This window comes from Streptomyces umbrinus (assembly GCF_030817415.1).
GTDB lineage: Bacteria > Actinomycetota > Actinomycetes > Streptomycetales > Streptomycetaceae > Streptomyces > Streptomyces umbrinus_A.
Window position 1 is genome coordinate 9,984,108 of record NZ_JAUSZI010000002.1, and the last position, 19,024, is coordinate 10,003,131.

The 19,024-nt window shown below is 67.0% G+C and carries 20 protein-coding genes; 13 read left to right on the plus strand and 7 right to left on the minus strand.

Annotated elements, in window-relative coordinates; all coding sequences use genetic code 11:
- Positions 1-26: 26 nt before the first annotated feature.
- A complete protein-coding gene (locus QF035_RS44175; protein ID WP_307527296.1) occupies positions 27-629 on the plus strand; it encodes a LysM peptidoglycan-binding domain-containing protein in 603 nt (200 codons plus the stop codon).
- Positions 630-1,073: 444 nt separating this feature from the next.
- Here the strand turns inward: QF035_RS44175 and QF035_RS44180 are convergent, their stop codons facing one another.
- The 5 genes from QF035_RS44180 to QF035_RS44200 form a co-directional block, all read right to left on the minus strand.
- Entirely contained in the window at positions 1,074-1,799 is a 726-nt protein-coding gene (locus tag QF035_RS44180) for a glutaminyl-peptide cyclotransferase (protein WP_307527298.1), read from the minus strand.
- Positions 1,800-2,385: 586 nt separating this feature from the next.
- Complete coding sequence (locus tag QF035_RS44185) at positions 2,386-2,751, minus strand: nucleic acid-binding protein (protein ID WP_307527300.1); 366 nt, start codon at positions 2,749-2,751, stop codon at positions 2,386-2,388.
- A 514-nt stretch (positions 2,752-3,265) separates the two neighbouring features.
- Positions 3,266-6,409, minus strand: coding sequence for a lantibiotic dehydratase (locus tag QF035_RS44190; RefSeq protein WP_307527302.1), 3,144 nt, complete (start codon positions 6,407-6,409; stop codon positions 3,266-3,268).
- Positions 6,406-7,758 carry a lanthionine synthetase C family protein gene (locus QF035_RS44195; protein WP_307527303.1) on the minus strand — a complete coding sequence of 451 codons (1,353 nt, stop codon included), beginning with the start codon at positions 7,756-7,758 and terminating at the stop codon, positions 6,406-6,408. Before QF035_RS44195 ends, QF035_RS44190 begins: the two co-directional genes overlap by 4 nt.
- A 59-nt stretch (positions 7,759-7,817) precedes the next feature.
- A complete protein-coding gene (locus QF035_RS44200; protein WP_307527305.1) occupies positions 7,818-8,441 on the minus strand; it encodes a hypothetical protein in 624 nt (207 codons plus the stop codon).
- Between the two features lie 529 nt (positions 8,442-8,970).
- Here QF035_RS44200 and QF035_RS44205 point away from each other — a divergent pair.
- Positions 8,971-9,552, plus strand: a complete 582-nt coding sequence (locus tag QF035_RS44205) for a leucine-rich repeat domain-containing protein (protein WP_307527307.1) — start codon at positions 8,971-8,973, stop codon at positions 9,550-9,552.
- A 166-nt stretch (positions 9,553-9,718) separates the two neighbouring features.
- On the opposite strand, the gene QF035_RS44210 is transcribed toward QF035_RS44205, so the two are convergent.
- Entirely contained in the window at positions 9,719-11,299 is a 1,581-nt protein-coding gene (locus tag QF035_RS44210; protein ID WP_307527309.1) for an ISL3 family transposase, read from the minus strand.
- Between QF035_RS44210 and QF035_RS44215 the strand changes: the two genes are divergently transcribed.
- Positions 11,234-11,530, plus strand: a complete 297-nt coding sequence (locus QF035_RS44215; protein ID WP_307532065.1) for a hypothetical protein — start codon at positions 11,234-11,236, stop codon at positions 11,528-11,530. The genes QF035_RS44210 and QF035_RS44215 overlap by 66 nt on opposite strands.
- Positions 11,531-11,657: 127 nt before the next feature.
- Here the strand turns inward: QF035_RS44215 and QF035_RS44220 are convergent, their stop codons facing one another.
- Positions 11,658-11,906 (minus strand): hypothetical protein, encoded by a 249-nt coding sequence (locus QF035_RS44220; RefSeq protein ID WP_307527310.1) that lies wholly within the window; start codon positions 11,904-11,906, stop codon positions 11,658-11,660.
- 209 nt (positions 11,907-12,115) lie between these two features.
- Here QF035_RS44220 and QF035_RS44225 point away from each other — a divergent pair, with 209 nt between their 5' ends.
- From QF035_RS44225 to QF035_RS44270, 10 genes are all read left to right on the plus strand, one after another.
- On the plus strand, positions 12,116-12,328 hold the full coding sequence (locus tag QF035_RS44225; RefSeq protein ID WP_307527312.1) for a hypothetical protein: 213 nt from the start codon (positions 12,116-12,118) through the stop codon (positions 12,326-12,328).
- A 27-nt stretch (positions 12,329-12,355) separates the two neighbouring features.
- A complete protein-coding gene (locus tag QF035_RS44230) occupies positions 12,356-13,282 on the plus strand; it encodes a hypothetical protein (RefSeq protein ID WP_307527314.1) in 927 nt (308 codons plus the stop codon).
- A 283-nt stretch (positions 13,283-13,565) separates the two neighbouring features.
- Positions 13,566-13,883 carry a hypothetical protein gene (locus QF035_RS44235; RefSeq protein ID WP_307527316.1) on the plus strand — a complete coding sequence of 106 codons (318 nt, stop codon included), beginning with the start codon at positions 13,566-13,568 and terminating at the stop codon, positions 13,881-13,883.
- A 440-nt stretch (positions 13,884-14,323) separates the two neighbouring features.
- Positions 14,324-14,821 carry a single-stranded DNA-binding protein gene (locus QF035_RS44240; protein ID WP_307527318.1) on the plus strand — a complete coding sequence of 166 codons (498 nt, stop codon included), beginning with the start codon at positions 14,324-14,326 and terminating at the stop codon, positions 14,819-14,821.
- Positions 14,822-15,184: 363 nt separating this feature from the next.
- Positions 15,185-15,478, plus strand: a complete 294-nt coding sequence (locus QF035_RS44245; protein WP_307527319.1) for a hypothetical protein — start codon at positions 15,185-15,187, stop codon at positions 15,476-15,478.
- A 306-nt stretch (positions 15,479-15,784) separates the two neighbouring features.
- A complete protein-coding gene (locus QF035_RS44250) occupies positions 15,785-16,195 on the plus strand; it encodes an SsgA family sporulation/cell division regulator (RefSeq protein ID WP_307527322.1) in 411 nt (136 codons plus the stop codon).
- 713 nt (positions 16,196-16,908) lie between these two features.
- A complete protein-coding gene (locus QF035_RS44255; protein WP_307527324.1) occupies positions 16,909-17,367 on the plus strand; it encodes a hypothetical protein in 459 nt (152 codons plus the stop codon).
- A 361-nt stretch (positions 17,368-17,728) separates the two neighbouring features.
- Entirely contained in the window at positions 17,729-17,896 is a 168-nt protein-coding gene (locus tag QF035_RS44260; RefSeq protein WP_307527326.1) for a hypothetical protein, read from the plus strand.
- 5 nt (positions 17,897-17,901) lie between these two features.
- Positions 17,902-18,432: a hypothetical protein gene (locus QF035_RS44265; RefSeq protein ID WP_307527328.1), complete on the plus strand. Its 531-nt coding sequence runs from the start codon at positions 17,902-17,904 to the stop codon at positions 18,430-18,432.
- A gap of 304 nt (positions 18,433-18,736) precedes the next feature.
- Positions 18,737-19,000 carry a hypothetical protein gene (locus QF035_RS44270; protein WP_307527330.1) on the plus strand — a complete coding sequence of 88 codons (264 nt, stop codon included), beginning with the start codon at positions 18,737-18,739 and terminating at the stop codon, positions 18,998-19,000.
- Positions 19,001-19,024: the final 24 nt, after the last annotated feature.

Sequence of the window (19,024 nt, forward strand, 5' to 3'; positions counted from 1 at the left end):
AGCCGCCAGCGCCGACGACGCCGGTCGTGCCCTCGCAGCCCTCCGGTGAAGTCACGCACACAGTGGTGCCTGGCGACACGTTGTGGGGGATCGCGCAGAAGTTCCTGGGCTCCGGCGTGAAGTGGCCATCGATCTACGACGTCAACAAGTCGGTCATCGAGAAGGCGGCGCGGACGCATGGGCACACATCAAGCGGCCTTGGCCGCTTGATCTTCCCGAAGACGCAGCTTCGCCTGCCGACACTCCCCCAACTCCAGCCAAACGCCGATGCGGTGAAGACGCTGATCAAGGAAATTGTCAGCACGGGCAATGACCTGTGCGTAGCGCTCCACTGCAACGCGACGTGGTCAGAGTCGGGAGCCAGCAAGGCGATCGGCGTCCTCGGCAGGGTGGACTACGGCATCAACTTCGGACGGGTCGTCGTCCAGGGAGTCAAGTGGTACACCGCGCTTGAGCAGTACAACGCTGTGGTCGCGAAGTACGGCACAAGTACAAAAAACCCGCAGGTCAATGAAGCGGCCATCCGGCTCGTCCTGGCTAACCGCGATCTGCATCAAGCCCTTGTCGACTGGTCGCCTCTCCTGGGAGTCTTCTTCCCGGTCCCCACGATCACGTTGACGCTCCCGTGACGACCCTGTGTTCACATAGGGCGATGTTCCTCAACTCCTGAACGACCACGCCGCAGACAGCTGACCGCCCGCATTCCCATCTGTGGAAACGCGGGCGGTAAGCCGGGGGTTGGCTCAGGCGGCGAGCGAGCCAGGTCGTGATAGCAGCCGAGGCAGACCGGCAGCGGCCGGGACGTCTCGGTGGGCGTCTGCACACGTACGAGCAGCCCCGGGTCGGCCTGCGGCCAGATGGCATGTAGCACTGCGCAGCGCTCAGGTCTGCGGTCGACGCGAGAGCCGACGGTACAGCGGATGCCGGTAGCAGTCGTTCTGTTTCGAGGTCGGTTTCTCGGACTCCCGCTCACTGCCGGCCCATCAGGATGGTGTCGCAGTAAATGCCGTGACCGGTTGCGAGGGTTCTGAGAACGACCCGGAGCCGATCTCGCTCCGGCCTGCCGCGTCGTCTTATCGGTCGGCAGGCTGTGGGCGGACGCGGTAGACGTGCGGCCAATGCTTCCCGGTGATGAGCAAGTCGTGCGTGGAAGGGTCCACGGCGATGCCGTTCACGTTGCCGGGACGCCGAGCAGCGGGCGGAAGATCTGGGAGGGCACCGATGTGCAGGGTCGCCTTTACGCGCCCTGTACCGGGATCGACGCGGACGATGTCATCGGTGGGCCAGACATTGGCCCACACGTCCGTGCCGGTGCACTCAAGCTCGTTCAACCCGCTCACGGGCCCGTTACGGTCGTGGACCGTGATCCGGCCCAGCAGCCCAAAGGACTGCGGGTTGCGCAGCGACAGGGTTGCGCTGCCGTCACTCATCATGAGCCGGCCACGTGCTCGATCGTGGCACAGGCCCCAGCCCTCACCGTCGTACGTCACCCGGCGCAGCTCGGCCAGGGTCCGGCTGTCCCGGAACACGGCCGTACGCTCACGCCACGTCAGCTGCCATAGTCCGCCGTTGGCTAGGGTCAGGCCTTCGCCGAACCAAGAGGGCGGCAGCGCCACGCGTTGGCTCACCCGGCCCGAGGACAGATGTGCCTTCTGTACCCAGGATTGTCGGTACATTCCGGAGCTCTCGTACAACGAGCCGGCCAGAACTTCCAGGCCCTCGGTGAAGGCGCTGGCGTCATGCGGCAGTACCTGAAGCACCTTCGCTTCCAGTTCCATCGGATCGGCGGGCGCTGCCATGCGGCCAGCTGGGGGCATACCGGTCAGCCCAGAGAACACGATGAGGCATGCACTGACCGTCAGCCCCCGCAGGACTGACCGTCGCAATCCAATGAAGGGCAACAGAAGCCTCCGGGGCAGAGCGACAGGACGACTCCCAGGGCAGGAAACGGGCCATCCGGCCATCGTGAGCCAAATCTACTTTGGGAGCGCGAAGAAGGCCGCCCGACATCCGTGCGGCCGGCACCTGCCCGACAGCGACCGTCCCGGCGCCCAGAAGCCGCACGTCACGAGTGCGCTCCAGAGCGAGCTCCATCGCCTTGTCGGACACCCACATCGGGCCCAGCCGCTGGCCGGCTCGGACACCCGCTTCATCTTCAGGGCCTCGGCGTCCAGATGGAAGAACTGTTCCAGTTCGCCGGGCGACGGCTCAGTGGAACCCACACCGGAAGCACCTTCGAGCGCGGCCTTCTGCTCCGGCTGATCGGACAAGGGCCCCGGCGGCTCCAGCGCCGCCGGGGCTTCACCTGAATTGGCGATACCGCCACATGGCCGCCCGGCAAGATCACCGTCACGGCCGGCAGCTCGGGCGGCGTGTCCGCCACGGCTACGCCTCCTGCTCCCCGCTGCCCGGGGCCGCGGCCGCCGCCAGGACTGCATGCCGGAGACCGCTGCGAGCGTCCGGGCGTTCCGGTTCGGCGACCTCATTCCAGAAACCGTGGGTGACGATCGTGGGGGCCAGTTCGCGTTCCCGCTCGCGCAGTTGGGCGACTTGCCGCTGTTCCGAATCCGTCCAGCCGCGAGAGTCCGGGTGGGCGGGGGACGTGGAGAGCCAGTAGCCCTCAGGCCTCGCCCAGGCTTCCATCGGCTCCACGCTGTACGGCAACGCCTTGAACAGGGCGGCTAGGTCGGCGCGCACCACGTGGAGGTCGCGCTGCGCTTTGAGAAGATCGTCGGGATAGTCGTACGCCAAGACGCGATATTAGTTCGACTCCAGGCCGCCGGGAGCCCGGCATGCCGGTCGCCGGCCCTCCGGCGCGAGCGCCAGGCAATCACGTTCGGACCGTCACCCATCCGAGTGGCGAAGGCCCCCGAAGTGCTCTCCCTGAGCCCCTTTGCGTACGCACGCGCGGCCACACGCCGAACACCACGGCACACCCGCAAACGAGTCCGTAGCTGCCCCAGGGCCACCCGTGAGGGGCCATCGCCAGCACAGAGGAATCCGAATGATCAAAATCCGTCGGGTAGCGCGTCACCCCCGCCACCCTGTGTGGAACTCCACGTAATTCCCCATCGGCAGCGTCAGGTTCCCCAGCCAAACGTTCGAGCGCGGCAATGGGGTCGCTGTGTTCTCACCCGGATAATTCTGGGACGGCCTGGGACGGCCTCCGTATCTTGGCGCCATGACGGACGAGGCAGTGCCGAGGCTCAATCTGAACCGCTGGGGCGACACATCGGACCCGGCCCGGGAGCGACGGACGCCGGGGTCACTGCTCGACGGGAGCGCGGGACAAGCCTGCGCGCGTTCGTCGAAGCAGTTCGAGAACCAGACGCTCCTGGTTTCTGTCCGTACCTAGGAGGCGGTTTGCGTGCAGGTGGACGTAGTGGCGGTGCAGCATAGTGCGTGAACACTGCAGCAGGTTGTTGCTGTGCAGCGAGTCGAGGAGGTCGAGGGCCGGCCTGAGTGCCAGACGCCGGGCCCGCAACAGCCGAGTGGTTTCCGCATCCCAGGCACCGGGGCAGCCGAGCACTTGTCGAAGGGCTCTCTTGCGCTCTCGGTACGCGTTGCCGCCCTCGCGTGAGCAGGGCGGGAAGGGTCCGTAGGAGAAGCGCGCTCTCTCCTCCGGGTCTACGCCAAAACAGTCGAGCAGGTCATCGATGCTGATCACCGCGAGGTCCACCATGCTGGCTGTGATCAGTCCCTCTTTGCTCGCCTGCAGCATCTCGCCGACGACCGGACTGTCCGCCGTGAAGATGGCTTCCGCCGCCCGCATCCCGGCCTCACCGCCGTAGCGCTCCACCTCGCGTTCGTACGTCTCGAAGGAGAACTTCGTGCACATGCCGCCTGCCGACAGGTCGTCCGCCCACAAGCAGACCTGTTCCAGCAGCGGGCCTATGAGGGCCGACGGTTCTCCGTGGAGCCGGATCCGCAAATGTGGTTCCGGGTCGGCGTAGCGGACGAAGTACCAGCCGTCCGATAGCCCCGAACCCGTGGCGAATTCCCCGAAGGCCTGCAGTGGCCCCGCGATCACTTCGTCCTGCTGCCAGAGGCTGCAGTAAAGCTTCAGGTAGAGCCAGTCGCTGCCTGGTGGGCGGAGCCGGGAAGGTGGCTCGACGACTTCGACAGGAGGCCGTGGAGACGCGGGTGTAATGGCCTCGCGTCGGGTGAGACGCTGAACCAGGGGGACGACGATCTCACACAGGTAGTCACCGGTCGCTCCAGGCAGCCACGCGTCGTGAGGGCCGGGCAGCGCTTCCTGGACCACTGCCGAGCCGCCTGAGGGAACCCCCTTCAGCTCTTCCCGCAGCAGCTCGACGTCCTGCGGTGACATGAGATCGAGGAGCAGACGGTTGTCACCGACGGCCAGGTAGACGTCCCGAGGAACGCCCCATTCCATTCGCCACGTAGACAGTGCCCCAGCGAAGCGGTCGCTGAAGTCGGGACCGAGCTCGCCGACGGGACCGAGGCGCCACTGGGCAAGGGAAAGGACGCTGCGGCCTCGCTGTATCCGAGGTAGGAACGGGAGACCAGCGGCCGGACCCCAGGAGAACGGCATGAATTGGCAGCGGCCATCGGTCGCGGCGTCGAGCAGGAAGCGAGCGGCGACGGGTGCCATCCCGGAGTTGAGCATGTGTCCCTGAAGTCCGACCACTTCCGCTCCACCCGCAGGCCAGCTCACGACGAAGCGCCCGGACCGGACGCCGACCATGAGCTCCTGGAGGGGCACGACGCTCTCCGTCGGCACACCTGGCCAGCTGCCGATGACGATCTCGTGTGATCGGATCGCGGGCCTGATCGCCACGTTGGCGGCGCGAGCGCGCTCTGGTGCGTAGACCAGTTCGGCCATCACCGTGTCAGGGAGCAGCTCCTGCTCGGCCTGTACGACCTCCTCCAGCGCGGCGCGCGCGGAAGGTCCCAGTAGCTCGACGAAGCGCCCGAGGCCGCGGCCCGCAGCAGGTGCGCCGAGGTTCGGTCCGACGATGAGTTGGAAGTCGCCAGCATCGAGGGCTGCAGGAGATGAGGTCGTGAGGAACAGTGAGAGGTCTAGCGACAGCGGGCAGTTCTCGGGGGCGGGATCCGAGGTGGTTAGGCAGGCGATCTGTTCGTCGTCGAGTTCCACCACCGTTTGGTGATCACGGTTGGCCTGCAGGGCGAGAGTGAGTAGCAGTCGGTTGCGCTCCTGATGGCCTAGTGTCTCGCCTCCGTTCGTGATGCGACCGTACGGAGTTCCAAGCCCCGTTGAGGGGTCGAGCAACTCCAGCAGTCGAACCTGACGCTCGGGCCCGTACCGGTTCTCAAAAGCACGCCGGTAGCTTTCCAACGCCTGCGTGCTGGTCGGACGGGGACTGAGCCGGAGGAGGAGCTCGGCTGTGGCGGCTGCTTCGGCACCCACCGTGGCGTGCAAGCCGGTGCCTTGAAGAGCGAGTGCCATGTCGGCCTGCAGGAGGCTTTTGCCAGCCCGACCAGGGTCCGACGAAGCTGGGTGAATCTGCTCCATACGCTGGAGAAGGGTCGGCCAATGCGCGGCTCGCTCGGTGAGTGCGAGCCGGTCCCAACAGGCCAGCTCCTTCGTTAGTGCTTCGAGTTCGCAAGCCGTTTTCTGGCCTGCAGGGATCTCGGCTAGGCACGCGCGTACATGCGAAGCCGGGTCGCCTCCGGTGAGAGGTGGGTGGAGTTCTGAGAGGAGGAAGCCTTGAGCGCAGAGCTCGTCCACCAGGTGAGCGGCATTTTCGGGCGTGGCGCCGGGAATGCGCAGGACTTCGTTCGCCAGTTGTGCCGGTGTGGTGGGGGCCCGGGCTGCTTCGAGCACACACCGGACCGCCTTGGTGGCGCGAATAGATGTGCCGGCATGGGGACCATCGGGCAGGAGGGCCCGAGTGCCGTGCATCGTGACCGTCGAATGCGTGATGTAACGGAGCCCGGCGCGGATGGCGGGGTCGCGTTCGGCTCGAGCGACCAGATCGAGCAACCACGCCATGTCGGGGCGGGTGCGTGTGTGTGGGGGCGACGCGGCGAGGGCGAGGTCCGTCGCCGCGGCCCATTTCAACAGTCCGACACCGGCGAAGAGCCCGAAGGGCGTGGGCCGGGTACTCATCCTTGTGACGTACCGCTGCACCTTCCGGCGTAGCCGCGGTGCTTCCTGGCTCGACGGGCGTGTTCTCTCCAGCGCTGCGGCCAGATCGGGACTTGCGAGCGCGATCGCGACCCCTACCTGCGGATCACTGGGCAGGAGAGAGCCGCCGGAAGTAACCGCCGTCGATGTACACCGGGCGCTTACGGGCAGTAGCGGAGCTCTCACCAGCACCCATTGCAGCGGCTCGTACATTGGTGTGCACGCCGTCCCTGCGGCCCGACCGACGTACCCCTCACTGCTGGGATGCGGCCTGGCCCCGGATCCGTTCCTCGTCATGACAGAAGGAACATCCGGTCCCAGACCGGCTCGGCACCGGTGGCGGCGGCATGCAGCACCATTGCAACCCCGGATGCCCCGCTGAGCAGGTCTGCCCGATCCACTGAGTTACCCCCCGGCTCCAAGTCCGCGTAGCCGAAGGGCCTGTCGTGTTCGTAGGCCCTCAGCAGCTGATCGACGAGCGTTCGAGCCCCGTCCACCAGCACGTCGTCGCCCGTGTCATGAGCGAATCGCAGAACGATGTGCAGCAACCCGGATACCCCATGGCAGAAGGTCGACGAATCGACGTGCCGCTGACTGACTGGGCTCCGGAGCACGCTTGCGATCGCCTCGACCGCCAGCCGGCGCCAGCCTGAGTCTTCCAGCGCCTCACCTGCGAGCCACAGGGCTCGGGCGACCCCGGGGCCGCCGTAGCACCAGGCGCTGCGTGCGCGCCTGGAGCCACCGACGGGTAGCGGTGGCCCTGTCGGCGGGGCAAGCGGAAGAGCCGCCGGCCAAGCGGCTCCCCAGGCATCGTGGACCTGATGGGCGACGAGCCATCCGGCGAGACTGCTGATGGCTTCGGCCTGCCCGGGCACCTCGTGCCCTGCGCGTAGGGCAAGCGACAGGACAGCCAGCGGACCCGGTATGCCGTGTGCAAGACCGCAGTTGAGACATCCCGACGGGAAGGAGTCGCGTATAGGGTCGTTGAGGAGGAATTCGGGCGGGGTGGCCCAACGAGGGATGCCATCCGTCGGTGCGGCTAGCTGGACCAGAGCCGTGAGGAGGTCTGGCAGAAGGCGGTACGGGTCTCGTGCCAGGAGGTAGGCCGCAATGCCGCTTGCCCCGGAGACCACATCAAAGGCGCTTACCGGCATGCCGGTGGCATCCCTCCGAAGTTGCGCCGCGATCGAAGCCGTGCGGGGCACAAGATCCTGGTCGAGGGCGGATAGCAAGCGTCGGTAACGCTCGCCGTCCCGGCTGAGCGAGTGTACTGCGAACGCAAGGCCGCTCAGACCGGCAAAGAGGCCAGAACTGAGCTGCGGGGACCGCTGCGCGGCGCGCGTGCTGGCGACGAGGAATTCGTGGCCGACCGCGTCCCAGCCCTTGTTCGGCAGATACTGATCGACGTAGGAGCACACTACGGCGATCCCGGCGTTACCACTGGCAAGCCCGTGTGGTTGCCAAACGATCGAGTCTGGATACTGTGTCTGGTGATGTGCAGCGGCCAGCGTCTCCATCAGGATTCTATGGTCGGTGACACGCCCGACGACGTCCTGGGCAACGAACAGCGCTGCACTTTGCTGTCCCGCGCTGAGGATGCTTGTCCAGGGACGAGCGGACTTCATCTGGAGAAGGGAATCCGGCACCGGACCTCCAAGGTTGGAAGGCGTGCCTGCGCAGGACAGCCTTCGCGTGACGGTGAGGGCTAGCAAGTGCCAACGCAAAAGGTTGGGACGTCGGTCGGGTTCGGGATGGGATCCGGGTCATCCGTGTAACAGCCGCGCCCCTCACCCCGGCAGGTCAATTCTCCACAGGTGTTGCACGTTTCGTAGCAGGTGGCGTAGCAGGTGCAGGTCCAGCTGTCCGACCACTGTTGCTCAGGGCAGTCGTCACTACAATTGCAGCAGTCAGTTTGATAGTACGTTGCGGTGGAACTCTCATTTGCGCGGGATCGGCCGGGCATGCGCCGGATGTCGAGATCGAATTCATCGGGCTGGCGCACTGAGCGGCTGCGCGTGTACTCGATCTCTGCCCCTTTCTTGAAGGTGATCTTAGTCGCTTCCTCGTCGCGGAACGGCGAGCGGTCTGGAGGAATACGGGAGACACTCACGACGTCTTCGGTTGCGAATTCCGCGAAATGGTCGAGCTTCGCCGTGAAGTACAAGCGCCGGCGCCCCGGGCGGTCGCTGTCTCCCAAGAGACCCTTCAGCGTCAACCCCGCGACTGGGGGCTCGCTCGGTGTCGGCCGCAACTCGTCGACCAATGGATCTTGAGGACCGTTAATGTCCTTGTATCTGTCATGACCTGGAGGGTCGGCTTGATCAGCCATCGTCTGCTCCTCTTGGGAGCTGTGGGACCACCGCCTGCGAATCGTGGGCAGCTCCCTACTAGCTGGGTCCTGGAGCCGGAACCTTTTCCTCCAGTATCCGTTGCACGGCGGGCGTCTGCCAACGGAGCGACGGACGACGCAACGGGGCTGTACGGGGGATTCGGGCCTATTCCTGGTTGGTGCTTGTTGGACAGCGCCGTTGCCCGTCCGGCCGCATTGCTGAGCTGAGGCGGTCGCTTGGCCTCGGCAAACGTACCCCGGTTCGTTCTGGGGCGTGCCACCTGTTTCGGGGGTCGCCAGCAGCCCTGTGGAACTCCACGTAATTCCCCATCGGCAGCGTCAGGTTCCCCAGCCAAACGTTCGAGCGCGGCAATGGGGTCGCTGTGTTCTCACCCGGATAATTCTGGGACGGCCTGGGGCGGCCTCCGTATCTTGGCGCCATGACGGACGAGGCAGTGCCGAGGCTCAATCTGAACCGCTGGGGCGCGACACATCGGACCCGGACTCGGAGCGACGGGGCCCCGCCAGGATGCGTGCTCGTGCTTCGACCAGTCCAGGCCGCATCCGCGAGCCCGAGTCGGATTTCACGCCGAGCGGCGGGGACACCTCAGCTCCGGGCTGGCGCCGCCTGCTGGAGCTGATCGACGAGGCCGCCGCCGACGGGCGCGAAGAGTTCCGCCCCCTGACCGAGCTCAGTCCTGAAGAGCGGCGGCAGATCATCACCCTGCCACCGAGCATCGCCCAGCTGACGGCGGTCAAGCACCTCGTGCTCTACAGCAGTAATCTGGTCCGGATCCCGCCCCAGATCGGAGCCATGACCAACCTGGAAGAGTCCCCCTACACCTCCTATCGGCTGCACTGGTTCCCCTACGAGATCACCCGCTGCCGGAAGCTGACCCGCAGCACGGTGAGCACGCGCGCATTGTTCGGCAACTACAAGTTGCGATCGCCGTTCCCACAGCTACAGCCTTCCCTCAACTCCGTCGCGGACCTCGATCCGGGAAACCTGGATCCTCGGCACTGGGGCGTCACCGCCACCACAGCTGCAGTGTCTGTGCCCGTCCGATCGAGCAGAGCGCACTCCATCAGGTGTGGATCTCACTGCGCGTAGCCACTGACGTACTGCCCCTGCTGGTCAGCGCCTGCTCGGCGGCGTGTGTCGGTCAGTCGCTAAACGACCACGATGGTGTGACGACGGGTCGAACGTCTGAGCGGGGAAGCTGACGCTGGCGATGAGGAAATACGTGGTTCAGGCCGCGATTCCGTGAATCCCCGGCTCATGATCGGAGCAGGATGCGGGTGCGGAGGAGGCGGAGTGAGGCTCGTCCGTACATGGCCCGCTTGATCGTCTTGATGCGATTGACATGGCCTTCGACGATGCCCGAACTCCATGGAAGGGTGAGGCCGGCGGTGACGGCATCGAGGTCGAGGCACAGGCCCTGCGCGAAGGACAAGATGGGCGCCGGCGCGTCGCGCTCGGCTTCGCGTATCCGCGTCAACAGCTGGTGGCCGCGCCGTTGTTGGAGCAGGTCGTGGAAGGTCCAGGCGAGGTCGCACGCCCGGGCGATGTCGGGGCATGTCAGCCGCACATTGAGGAGCTGTTCCTCCTCGCGGAGCTTCACAGTGCCACGGGGCAGCATGATCCAGGTGGTGATCTTGCGTGGGCTCGGGATAGCGCCGCGGGCAGGTTCGACAGTGCCGGTCCTGAGCCCGGCCACGTAGCGGCGCACAGGCAGGTCGCTGCCCTGGTAGCCGCGCTCGTGTTGGAACAGGTCGGTCGGGCTGGTCACACCGTCGGTGAAGCGCTCGGTCAGATAGGCGGTGAACGGCTCCAGCACCCCTTTGGGGCGCCCGTGCCGTGCGGATGCAAGCAGCTCGTCGAGGTCGGTGTCGCGGAAGCGGCGGACGGTCTTGCGGTCCAGGTGCAGTCGCCGTGCAATCTCGGAGACGGAGTGCCCCTGCCCAAGCAGGCGATGGATGTCGGAGTACCGGTCGACAGTGCGGACAGCGATCTTCGTGGGCGGCAGCATCGGCGGTGGCAGGGGATTGATGATCCGCCGGGGCTCCGCATCGCGATCGGCTTCGGCCTGTTTGCGCAGGCAGGAGCGGTGTTGATGGCACGTCTTCTCGACCGCGGAGGAGAGGTTGTGGAGCAAATGCCAGCGATCGGCGACCTCCTGGGCATCTGGAACGGCTTCACGGACAGCACTGGAATAGGCACTGGCCCGGTCCCGGCAGATGATCTCCGCGCCGGGATGTTCGCGCAGCCAGGTGGCGAAGGAGGCCGCGTCCCGGTCGGGCAGGACATCGACCACGCGGGCCGCTTCGATGTCGACCAGGACGGTTCCGTAGCGCCAGCCCTTGCGGAAGGCGAACTCGTCGACACCCAGCACCCGCGGCGCACGCTCGGGCACTACCGGGGCCGTGAGCAGGCCCAGCAGATGGGTACGGCCCGTGGGTAACTGCAGGACCCGGCATAGGCGTTCACCGGGACGACCGCCCAGGAACGTAGCGACGGCCTGCATCCATCGCCGCAGCCCAACGCTGTGACGGCGATACCGCTCACTCAGATCCGGGGCCTGCTCGACGAACGTCCGCCGACGGCAAGACGCCCGCTCGCAAAAGAAGCGGCGCACACTGAGCCGGATCACCAACGCCCGCCCCACCAAGGGGCGTTCGGCCACACAGCGCACATACCGGGAGTGCACGCGACGTCCCGGCCAGCCGCAGTCCGGACAGGCCGGCGGCTGCCCACACGACGACGCCTCCACAGCGACTCTCTCCTCTGTGGCGTGCACCGCCGTGACACGCACATCGATCCCGGGAAACAGCACATCCTCGACCGCAGCAGCCCCCATACCAGGGCAATCCCCACGAGAAACGTTCCCGCAGTCGTACGCCGACCTGGGGATGCACGGAATCGCGGCCTGAACCAAATACGTGACCGTCGACACCTGGACGCCGACGCCTACCGCGAGTTCTGCTGGGGCGCCGGTCTGGAGCGTACGGACACCGGCTACGGGCTGCTCCAGACCTTCGACGATGACACCTGGGAGGAGGTCATCGCGGTCGTCGAAGATGTCGAGTAGGTGCGTCTCCTGACGCAGTCCCCCGGAGTCGTCGTGCCCGCCGACAAGGTCACCCACTTCCTGGCCGATTGGCCGGATCTGCGTCCCGAGTCCGACACCGTCTGGCCCTGACGTGCACCACGCCCGGTCAGGCAGCCGTCCCGGACGGCTCGCCGCGCAGCAGGTCGGGACGAGCGTCGCCCAAGGCGAAGGCCCGCTGGAGACCGGCCACCAGGACGTCGTCGATGTGGTACAGGCCGGCTCGCCCGTCCCGCTGGAGGAGCGGGCCAGCGCTGTCCGGGCCGACGCGGCGCTGAACTGCCTTGACTCTGGTCAGGGTCCCGCCGATCTTCGACGGTGGGATCGGGCCGGTCGGAAGGTCGGCGAAGTGATGCACGCCGCCGCGACAGCCGTGCTGTCCGGCTGGCCACCGGCACACCAAAGAGCCGGGACGGCGTGGTCGAGGCGGTGAGGGCGCTGTGGACCGCCCGCCGCCACCAGGCCCTGACGCCGAGATCGGCCCGCCGGTCAAGCCGAGCTGTTCGGAATCGGCCCCGAGACCGCCACCGTAGCCAGCTGGCCTCAGCCGGGGACAATCCCGAACGCATGTGGTCCGAGAGGGCGTTCGTGCACCTCGCGGGTGCTGCTCGGATCCCGACTTCCTCCGGCGGTGACCGGGCCGCGAACAACGCGCTGCACGCCATCGTGCTGGTCGGGATGCGCTTCGACGAACGCACCCGCGCCTACGTCGAACGCCGCACCAAGCACCGGCCACGCACATCACTCAAAACGACCTCGCTCCAGCTGCTTGACAGCTAGAGGAGCATCCCGAGAACGGAAAATCCGATGAGCACCAAGCTGTACGAGGGGCTGCGGCTGACCGCGCACGCGCCCGACCTCTTCGAACTCACCCGCGTGATCTCCAAGCGCATGCGCGAGGTCTTCCGCGAGCTGGCTGTACCCATCATCGCCAGGAACGTTGCCCGCGTCGTCGATGACACCGAGGTGCGCGAACGCGACATGGGCGGCCCCCTGCACAACTACACCGTCTACCGGGCCAGGAAGCTCTGGCTCGACGAGCAGGCCGGGCTCGATGACCGCATGACGTTCCACGACCCGCTGCGTTTCAGCATCGTCTTCGGCCAGGTCGACGACGACTACGGCACGCGCCGGCTGGCGTACCCCTTCGCCGGGAACCGCACGTACACCGACGCACTCATGGCTCTCGAAGCCGACGGCCGGCCCTTCTTCGTCGACTACCACTACCAGAACCAGGCTGACCGACCGAAGGAGATCCGGAAGGACGAGTGGAAGCGCCGGCGCGACGACTGGCACCGTCTGCTCGACGCCGACGACCGCGAGACGGACGGCACCTTAGGGCATTTCCCCGGCTGGCAGCTCCCGGACAGCATCGAGGGCGTCTTCGACGTGGTGCTGCTCGGATACAAGGACACCACCATCGATCTGAACGCGCACTGCACCATCGAGCACCGCATGCGCCGGGCACTCAACCGGGCGGTGACCCTCGACCTGGACCTCGACGAGGTCAACGGCATCAGCAGAGTACTGACCCGCAACAGGCGTATCGAGCGCGCGATCGAGCTCTACCTGAGCACTGCCGACGGAGCAGCGATGCTCCGACCTGAACCGTTGCCGGATGCCCGAGACCGCGGCATCGCGATCAGCGAGTTGCCGCCGGTCTATGAGCCTCCAGCTGAAGCCGTTGCCCGGGTCAGCGAGCTGTATCGCGAACAGATTCCGGTCGGTGACTGATCTGGATCGACGCAGTCGATCCGGAAGCAGTTCTGCAGAGGCATCTGCGACCCCTCGCCCACGGGCGTGATCGCTTCATGGGTTCGAATCCCACTGCTGTGCCGGAGCCCACGAGGCCGGCTACGCAAAAGCGGAGGCATCTGCTGATCGTGTCCGTGGACGTCCGATGTCCCCCCTGGCCACCCCGTCCAGGAGCATCGCGCGTCGCCAGAGACCTGGCACATGTCACGGCTGCCCGGGGGCCACCACAACGCATCCACTACGCGAGAAGTGCGAGATCGCCATGGCTGAGTCCACGACCACCACGAAGCACGACGTCACCGTCGCCTTCGGCCGCATCGCGCTGACCGGGTCGCTCGTGCACGACGACGAGCACCGCGTGCTGGAGCTCGAAGACGCCGAGGGCCCCGCCGAGCCCATCTCGATCAGCCTGCAGGGCTACGGCCTCACGCCCGAGCCCGGGAACGTCTTCATCAAGGACTGGTCCGAGCACTCGGGTCTGACGGCTCGCCTGGCTCAGGCGGGTCTGGTGAAGCCCGTGCACGCGCTCGCCGTCGGGCCCTTCGGCTCCACGGCCTACGAGGTTCAGGTGACGCTGTGAGCGTCGGGATCCTCATCTGCGGTCGGTCTGGTCCTGGCGCTGTTCTGGTTCACCCTGGCGGTCGTCCGCTGAGGCAGGATCGCCGATCTCGAGCACTCCTATCGGCTGGCCTGCAAGAAGGGCGACACCGCCAGAGCGGACCAGGTGGAGGCCGAGCTGCGGGACATCCGGGCATCACGTCGGGGGGTCGGGGCAGTGGCCGGTAACCCAGCGATGAACGCGAGTCTGATCGGCGAAGCCGATTCGGGACTCGGAATGACAAAGCATTCGATCAGCACAGCTGATTCGGATGAAGCACTGAAAGAGGACATCATCTGATCAGCGAAGCTGATCCGGATAGTGGCATGACAGACAACTGAACATCTCAGCTCAACCCACCCAACAGCGCGCGGACGACGACATCGATCCGGGCGCTGTGCTGTATTCGAGGAGAAGAACTCATGTCGAACCCCCGCAACAACGGACAGCTCATCGGCCGCCTCGCGAACGACCCCAAGGTCTTCGAGAACAAGGACGGTTCCAAGAAGGTCCTCTTCACGGTCTTCACCGACCGCGCCTACACCAACGCGCAGAACCAGCGCGACTCGGACGCCGTGCCGGTCGAGGCCTTCGTCCGGGCGCAGACCCAGGGTCTGGGCCCCTACGCCAACATCCACAGGGGTGATCTTGTGGCCGTCGGCTTCTCGCTCCGCATGGACCGCTACTCCAAGGGTGGCGAGCAGGTCTTCGACCTCAAGGTGATTTCCGAGGACATCACCTTCCTCGAGCCGCGATCCGTGACCCAGACCCGCCTGAACGAGCGCGTGCAGGCCGCCGAGGCGCAGAACCACGCCATCAAGCAGGAGCAGGCTGCGCCCGTCGCTGCTGCCGCGCCGGTCATCGCGCACGCCAGCGCCGTACAGGACGAGCAGCTGCCCTTTGGCCCCGGGCCGCGCTAGTCGCTCAGGGGCCACCTGCACCTGCCCGGCCCCGCATCCGTACGGGGCCGGCGCTGGCCTACCTCAAGACCAGACCCGCCACGTAACGTCAACTGCACTCATAGCGGGCCCTGTTGCGTGTACTGCACAGCCGGTGGCCAGGTACACCCGCCATCCCAGGTGGTCAGCCAAGGACCCCGTCAACTCAACAGGAGTGTCATGAACTCTCCGGTTCCCCGTGCCCCGACCGTCACCGTTCCCTCTGCCCAGCGCGGCGCCCCTCCGGCCGCCAGAGTCGAAGAAGTCTGGCGTAGCCAAGGCTCCAACGACCCGGACCTCCTCATCGTGTGGCACGAGCCGACACAGCACGACCAGGACCGCAGAATGACCACCGCAGATGTCGTCGCACGCTACCCCGAGGCTGAATTCGTCATCGCCGACCTCGCCTGGTTCCCCAGCGAGGCTGAACACCACAGGTTCTACCTCACCGGGCACGGCACATCCGAACCAGTCGCCTTCCCCGAAGACACAACCGCCGTCGCGATGTGGGCACACGGCTACCTCAGCGCCGCGAACGCGATGGGCGGATGGAGTGCGTTCGCGGCGGGAATCGAGGACCGTGAGGACCACGAGGCCGCCGACTGGGCCGACGAGGCCGCCCGCAACCCCCACCTGTAACCGCAGCCCCCGCAAGAAGACGAAGTGCCCCGGGAGCCACCTGCCGGGGCACGCCCCGCGGGTCGCCGCGACTTCGTTCCGGCGCCGCACCCGTGCCCCCTCACAGCTCTCCCCCTCACACAGGCCCACCCCGCCGCCCTCCCAGGCCGGGTGGGCCTGCCCGTGCCCGCCTCGCCCGGCCCGGTACCCAGACCCCCGCCCGCTTCGCCGGCTGGCTTGGCGCTGCAGAGCGCCGCGCCGGAGGCTCTGAGCGCCTCTGCGGCAACGCACCGGCCCGTCTGGGTCAACATTCCAATGGAGCACCGAATGGAAACGCAGTTTTACGTGCACCTCGACTTCCCGGCAGCCGCGTGTGTCCTGGCCCACCTGTCCTACTCGCCGGACACCCCCCACTGCGTCGAGGTCGCCTTCGACCTGGGCGGTGACCATGCCCCAGTGATGTGGACCCTAGGGCGGGAGCTGCTGAGGGACGGACTGAGCGGGCCCGCGGGAATGGGCGATGTGCAGATCCACCCCACCGATCTGCCTTCGCACACATTGCGCCTTCGCCTGCATTCCCCGCACGGGACCGCCGAGTTGAGCCTGCCTGGTCAGGCGCTCGGCGACTTTCTCCGACGGACCGCGAAGGCCGTCCCCTACGGCCGCGAAGCGGAAACGCCCGGGTTCCTCACGAACCTGGACCGCGCGCTGGCCAGCATGCTCACCGAGCCTTACTGAACGGACCACCCTCAGCTCCCCTCCCGCCCCCCCTTCCCCATCGCCATCGTCTGCGAGGAGGGCGCGAACACCGTGAGATCCTTGTGCGGCGCGTGCGAAGGCACCACCGTCGGCATCCCCATCGGTTCCTGCGAGTGCCGTGATGCGCGAGAAGCGAACCCCGGCAGTCCGAGATCAGAGCAGCTGATCCGTGCGGTCTACGACACACCACCACGACTTCTGTACGGAGCGGTTCGAATCCGCAGCGCGCCGACTGATCCTCGGCGTGCGCCAATGGGCACACCGTGCAGACCGACCGCGGAACAGGTTCGATTCCTGAGCGCTGCAGATGATCCCTGTGGCGTGTCCCTGGAGATCTCCGCGGCTCCGGCTTCCGCAGCACCCCGGTGCGCGCTCTGCCTTCGGGCAGCAGCTGCGCCGGGGTGCTGCGTTTTTTCTTCTTCGCGGCTCGCCTTGCTCGTCCCGTGAAGGCAGTGAGCACAAGGGATCAGCGGAGCTGATCCGGATCTGGCGTTGAAGAACATCCTCGTCGCGTCAGGAGCCGAGCCATGGACTGCCCGAACTGCGCCATCGACATGGAGTCGAACGCCCACGGCGTCCGCGCCGGCAAGAAGGCCGAAAGGGTCACGCACACGTGGTCCGAGTGCGGCTACAGCGAGACGCGCTGAGCAACTCCTCCTTCCCTCCGACTGCAAAGAGACAGGAACAGCATCGTGTACGAGAAGCCCGACCTGGACACTCCGCTCGACGGCCTGCGCAGCGCCTTCGCCACCGAGATCGCCGCCCTCGCCAGGAAGCACAAGAACTCCGTCCGGGCAGGGACCGTCACGAGGACCGGCCACACCGTCCTGTTCACCGGCATGTGGGGTGACCATGTCGGTGCCATCGAGATCACCGCCCCGGACGGCCAGGGAGTCCGCCGCGCCGACGGCTGGAAGATCGGCAAGACCGCGGAGGTCGCCGCGTTCCTCTGGGACGAGATGGAGCAGGACAGGGCCAGGGCGGCCGAGCGTGAGCGCCTCGTGGGTCTCAAGTGCGTGAGCATCACCTCCGCGGACGCCTCCGGCCAGACACACGGCAGGGAAACCGGCAGATATCACCTCACGACCGAGCAGCTCGCTCAGGTGCTCGCGCTGGCCGAACGCCTGGCTGCCGCGAACGCGACTGAGTGAAAGCGGGAAGCGCACCGCGCGCAGCGCCCTGGCCACCGCCGGTCACCGCTTGCGGGGCTTGCCGACCGCCGCTGCACGGTGCCTCACCCACCACGGGCCGCACCGGCCCGTCCCCGCCGGACACCGCGCGCGCCGAAGTCGCAGGTCCCGGCAGGCAGGCTGCATTGAGGCCCGTTCTGGACCAACCTGGCCCGACTGCATACCGCCCACCTTCCCCACCCCACTGCTACCGGCGTGGGGGAGTGCACCCAACCGCTCTTCCGTATCGGCCGCGTCCTCCTTGACCCGGCCGGGGGCCCGGCGCCTGGGGGGAGGAGTTGCGCCCCCCCCACCTCTTCCCCGGAACGGCATCGACACCGGGGTGTTCGGCCACTGGCTGACGAGGCCGGACGACCTCGTGCACCAGGACCTCGCCGCCCTGGAGGCCGCACGCATCTACGGCGTGCGCTGCGAGCTCGACGAGCTCGCCTTCTTCGAACCCATGCCGGCGGCCCGGGCCGAGCCCAAACCACTGACCAAGGAGCACTGACCACCATGAGTTTCTTCAGCCGCATCGGCTTCATCGAGACCGAAGAACAGGAGCGGGCCCGGCTGGCCCAGGCCCCCGAAGGCTCGATCAACCACTACCTGTCCACCCTGCCCGTGACCATCGAAGAGTGGCCCAAGGACCTGCTCGTCGAACTGCCGTGGGAGCCACCGCGCACTGACCGGCCCTACCACGTTGTCGTGGTGCCGATCGAGTTCCGGAAGGACGCTCTGCCTGAAGGCGTCGAGGAGGAGCTGCTGCCGCGCAAGCTCCACTCGGGCTCCTGGATGTGTGCCGTGGTGTTCTCCGACCACCCGAGCTACCCGGTCGGCGGCTTCCGCATCGACGTCCCAGCCGCCGAGATTGCCCGAGGCCGGAAGGTCGACCTCGCGGGGTACCGGGCGCCGTTGTCATCCGAAACCTCCCGCCCTGAATCCCCGGGCAAGCAGCCCCCGTCCGAGTCGCGCGGTCACCCCTTCGCCGCCGGCGGCGCCCCCAAGACCGCGGCCGGCCGCAAGATCTCGGAGGCCCCGTCGTGACCGACGCCCAGATTCCCCAGGACGACGGCATCCAGGTCGAGAACGTTGCCGCGGTCCGCTGTGAGGACAGTGGCGAACTCCGGCAACTACTTCGGGCGCGGACCACCATCGGCAAATCCCGCCGCGAACCACCAGCGAAACCGAAACCCCCACCACCGCCCGGACACCAGCCCGGCGCCTGGCCCTCAGGCAGCAGCCCACCCGGGCCAGCACCCGAACGCAGCCTCCCGCCCGAAGCCTGGGCCGATGCCGTCCGCCGATACCGCGCCGAACAACGGGGCCAAATCGATGAGGAGGATTCCCAATGACGTTGTCCACCGTCAGCGAAGAGCAGAAGATCGCCGCCGTCCACCGGCTGAGCGTGATGTCCGAGCGGCACCCCGAGCTGAAGCGCCGCGTGGCGGACGCCCGGCTCGAACTTGCTGCCGCCATTCTCGCCATGGACGCCGTCGACGAGCGCATCCCGGCGGGGGAGAAGATCCACTCCCTCCAGGAGCAGGCAGCCGTCGAATTGGCGAAGAACGCCCATGCCCAGGCCTTGGCGGACCTCCTGCGAGGCGAGCACTGAGCCGCACTGGCCCGTCCTCCGCAA

Coding starts and splice junctions, on each gene's coding strand:
- QF035_RS44180 (WP_307527298.1), bottom strand. CDS start 1,799: ATGGCAGCGCCCGCCGATCCGATGGAACTGGAAGCGAAGGTGCTTCAG.
- QF035_RS44190 (WP_307527302.1), bottom strand. CDS start 6,409: ATGACGAGGAACGGATCCGGGGCCAGGCCGCATCCCAGCAGTGAGGGG.
- QF035_RS44200 (WP_307527305.1), bottom strand. CDS start 8,441: ATGGCTGATCAAGCCGACCCTCCAGGTCATGACAGATACAAGGACATT.
- QF035_RS44205 (WP_307527307.1), top strand. CDS start 8,971: ATGCGTGCTCGTGCTTCGACCAGTCCAGGCCGCATCCGCGAGCCCGAG.
- QF035_RS44210 (WP_307527309.1), bottom strand. CDS start 11,299: ATGGGGGCTGCTGCGGTCGAGGATGTGCTGTTTCCCGGGATCGATGTG.
- QF035_RS44225 (WP_307527312.1), top strand. CDS start 12,116: ATGTGGTCCGAGAGGGCGTTCGTGCACCTCGCGGGTGCTGCTCGGATC.
- QF035_RS44230 (WP_307527314.1), top strand. CDS start 12,356: ATGAGCACCAAGCTGTACGAGGGGCTGCGGCTGACCGCGCACGCGCCC.
- QF035_RS44235 (WP_307527316.1), top strand. CDS start 13,566: ATGGCTGAGTCCACGACCACCACGAAGCACGACGTCACCGTCGCCTTC.
- QF035_RS44240 (WP_307527318.1), top strand. CDS start 14,324: ATGTCGAACCCCCGCAACAACGGACAGCTCATCGGCCGCCTCGCGAAC.
- QF035_RS44245 (WP_307527319.1), top strand. CDS start 15,185: ATGACCACCGCAGATGTCGTCGCACGCTACCCCGAGGCTGAATTCGTC.
- QF035_RS44250 (WP_307527322.1), top strand. CDS start 15,785: ATGGAAACGCAGTTTTACGTGCACCTCGACTTCCCGGCAGCCGCGTGT.
- QF035_RS44265 (WP_307527328.1), top strand. CDS start 17,902: ATGAGTTTCTTCAGCCGCATCGGCTTCATCGAGACCGAAGAACAGGAG.
- QF035_RS44270 (WP_307527330.1), top strand. CDS start 18,737: ATGACGTTGTCCACCGTCAGCGAAGAGCAGAAGATCGCCGCCGTCCAC.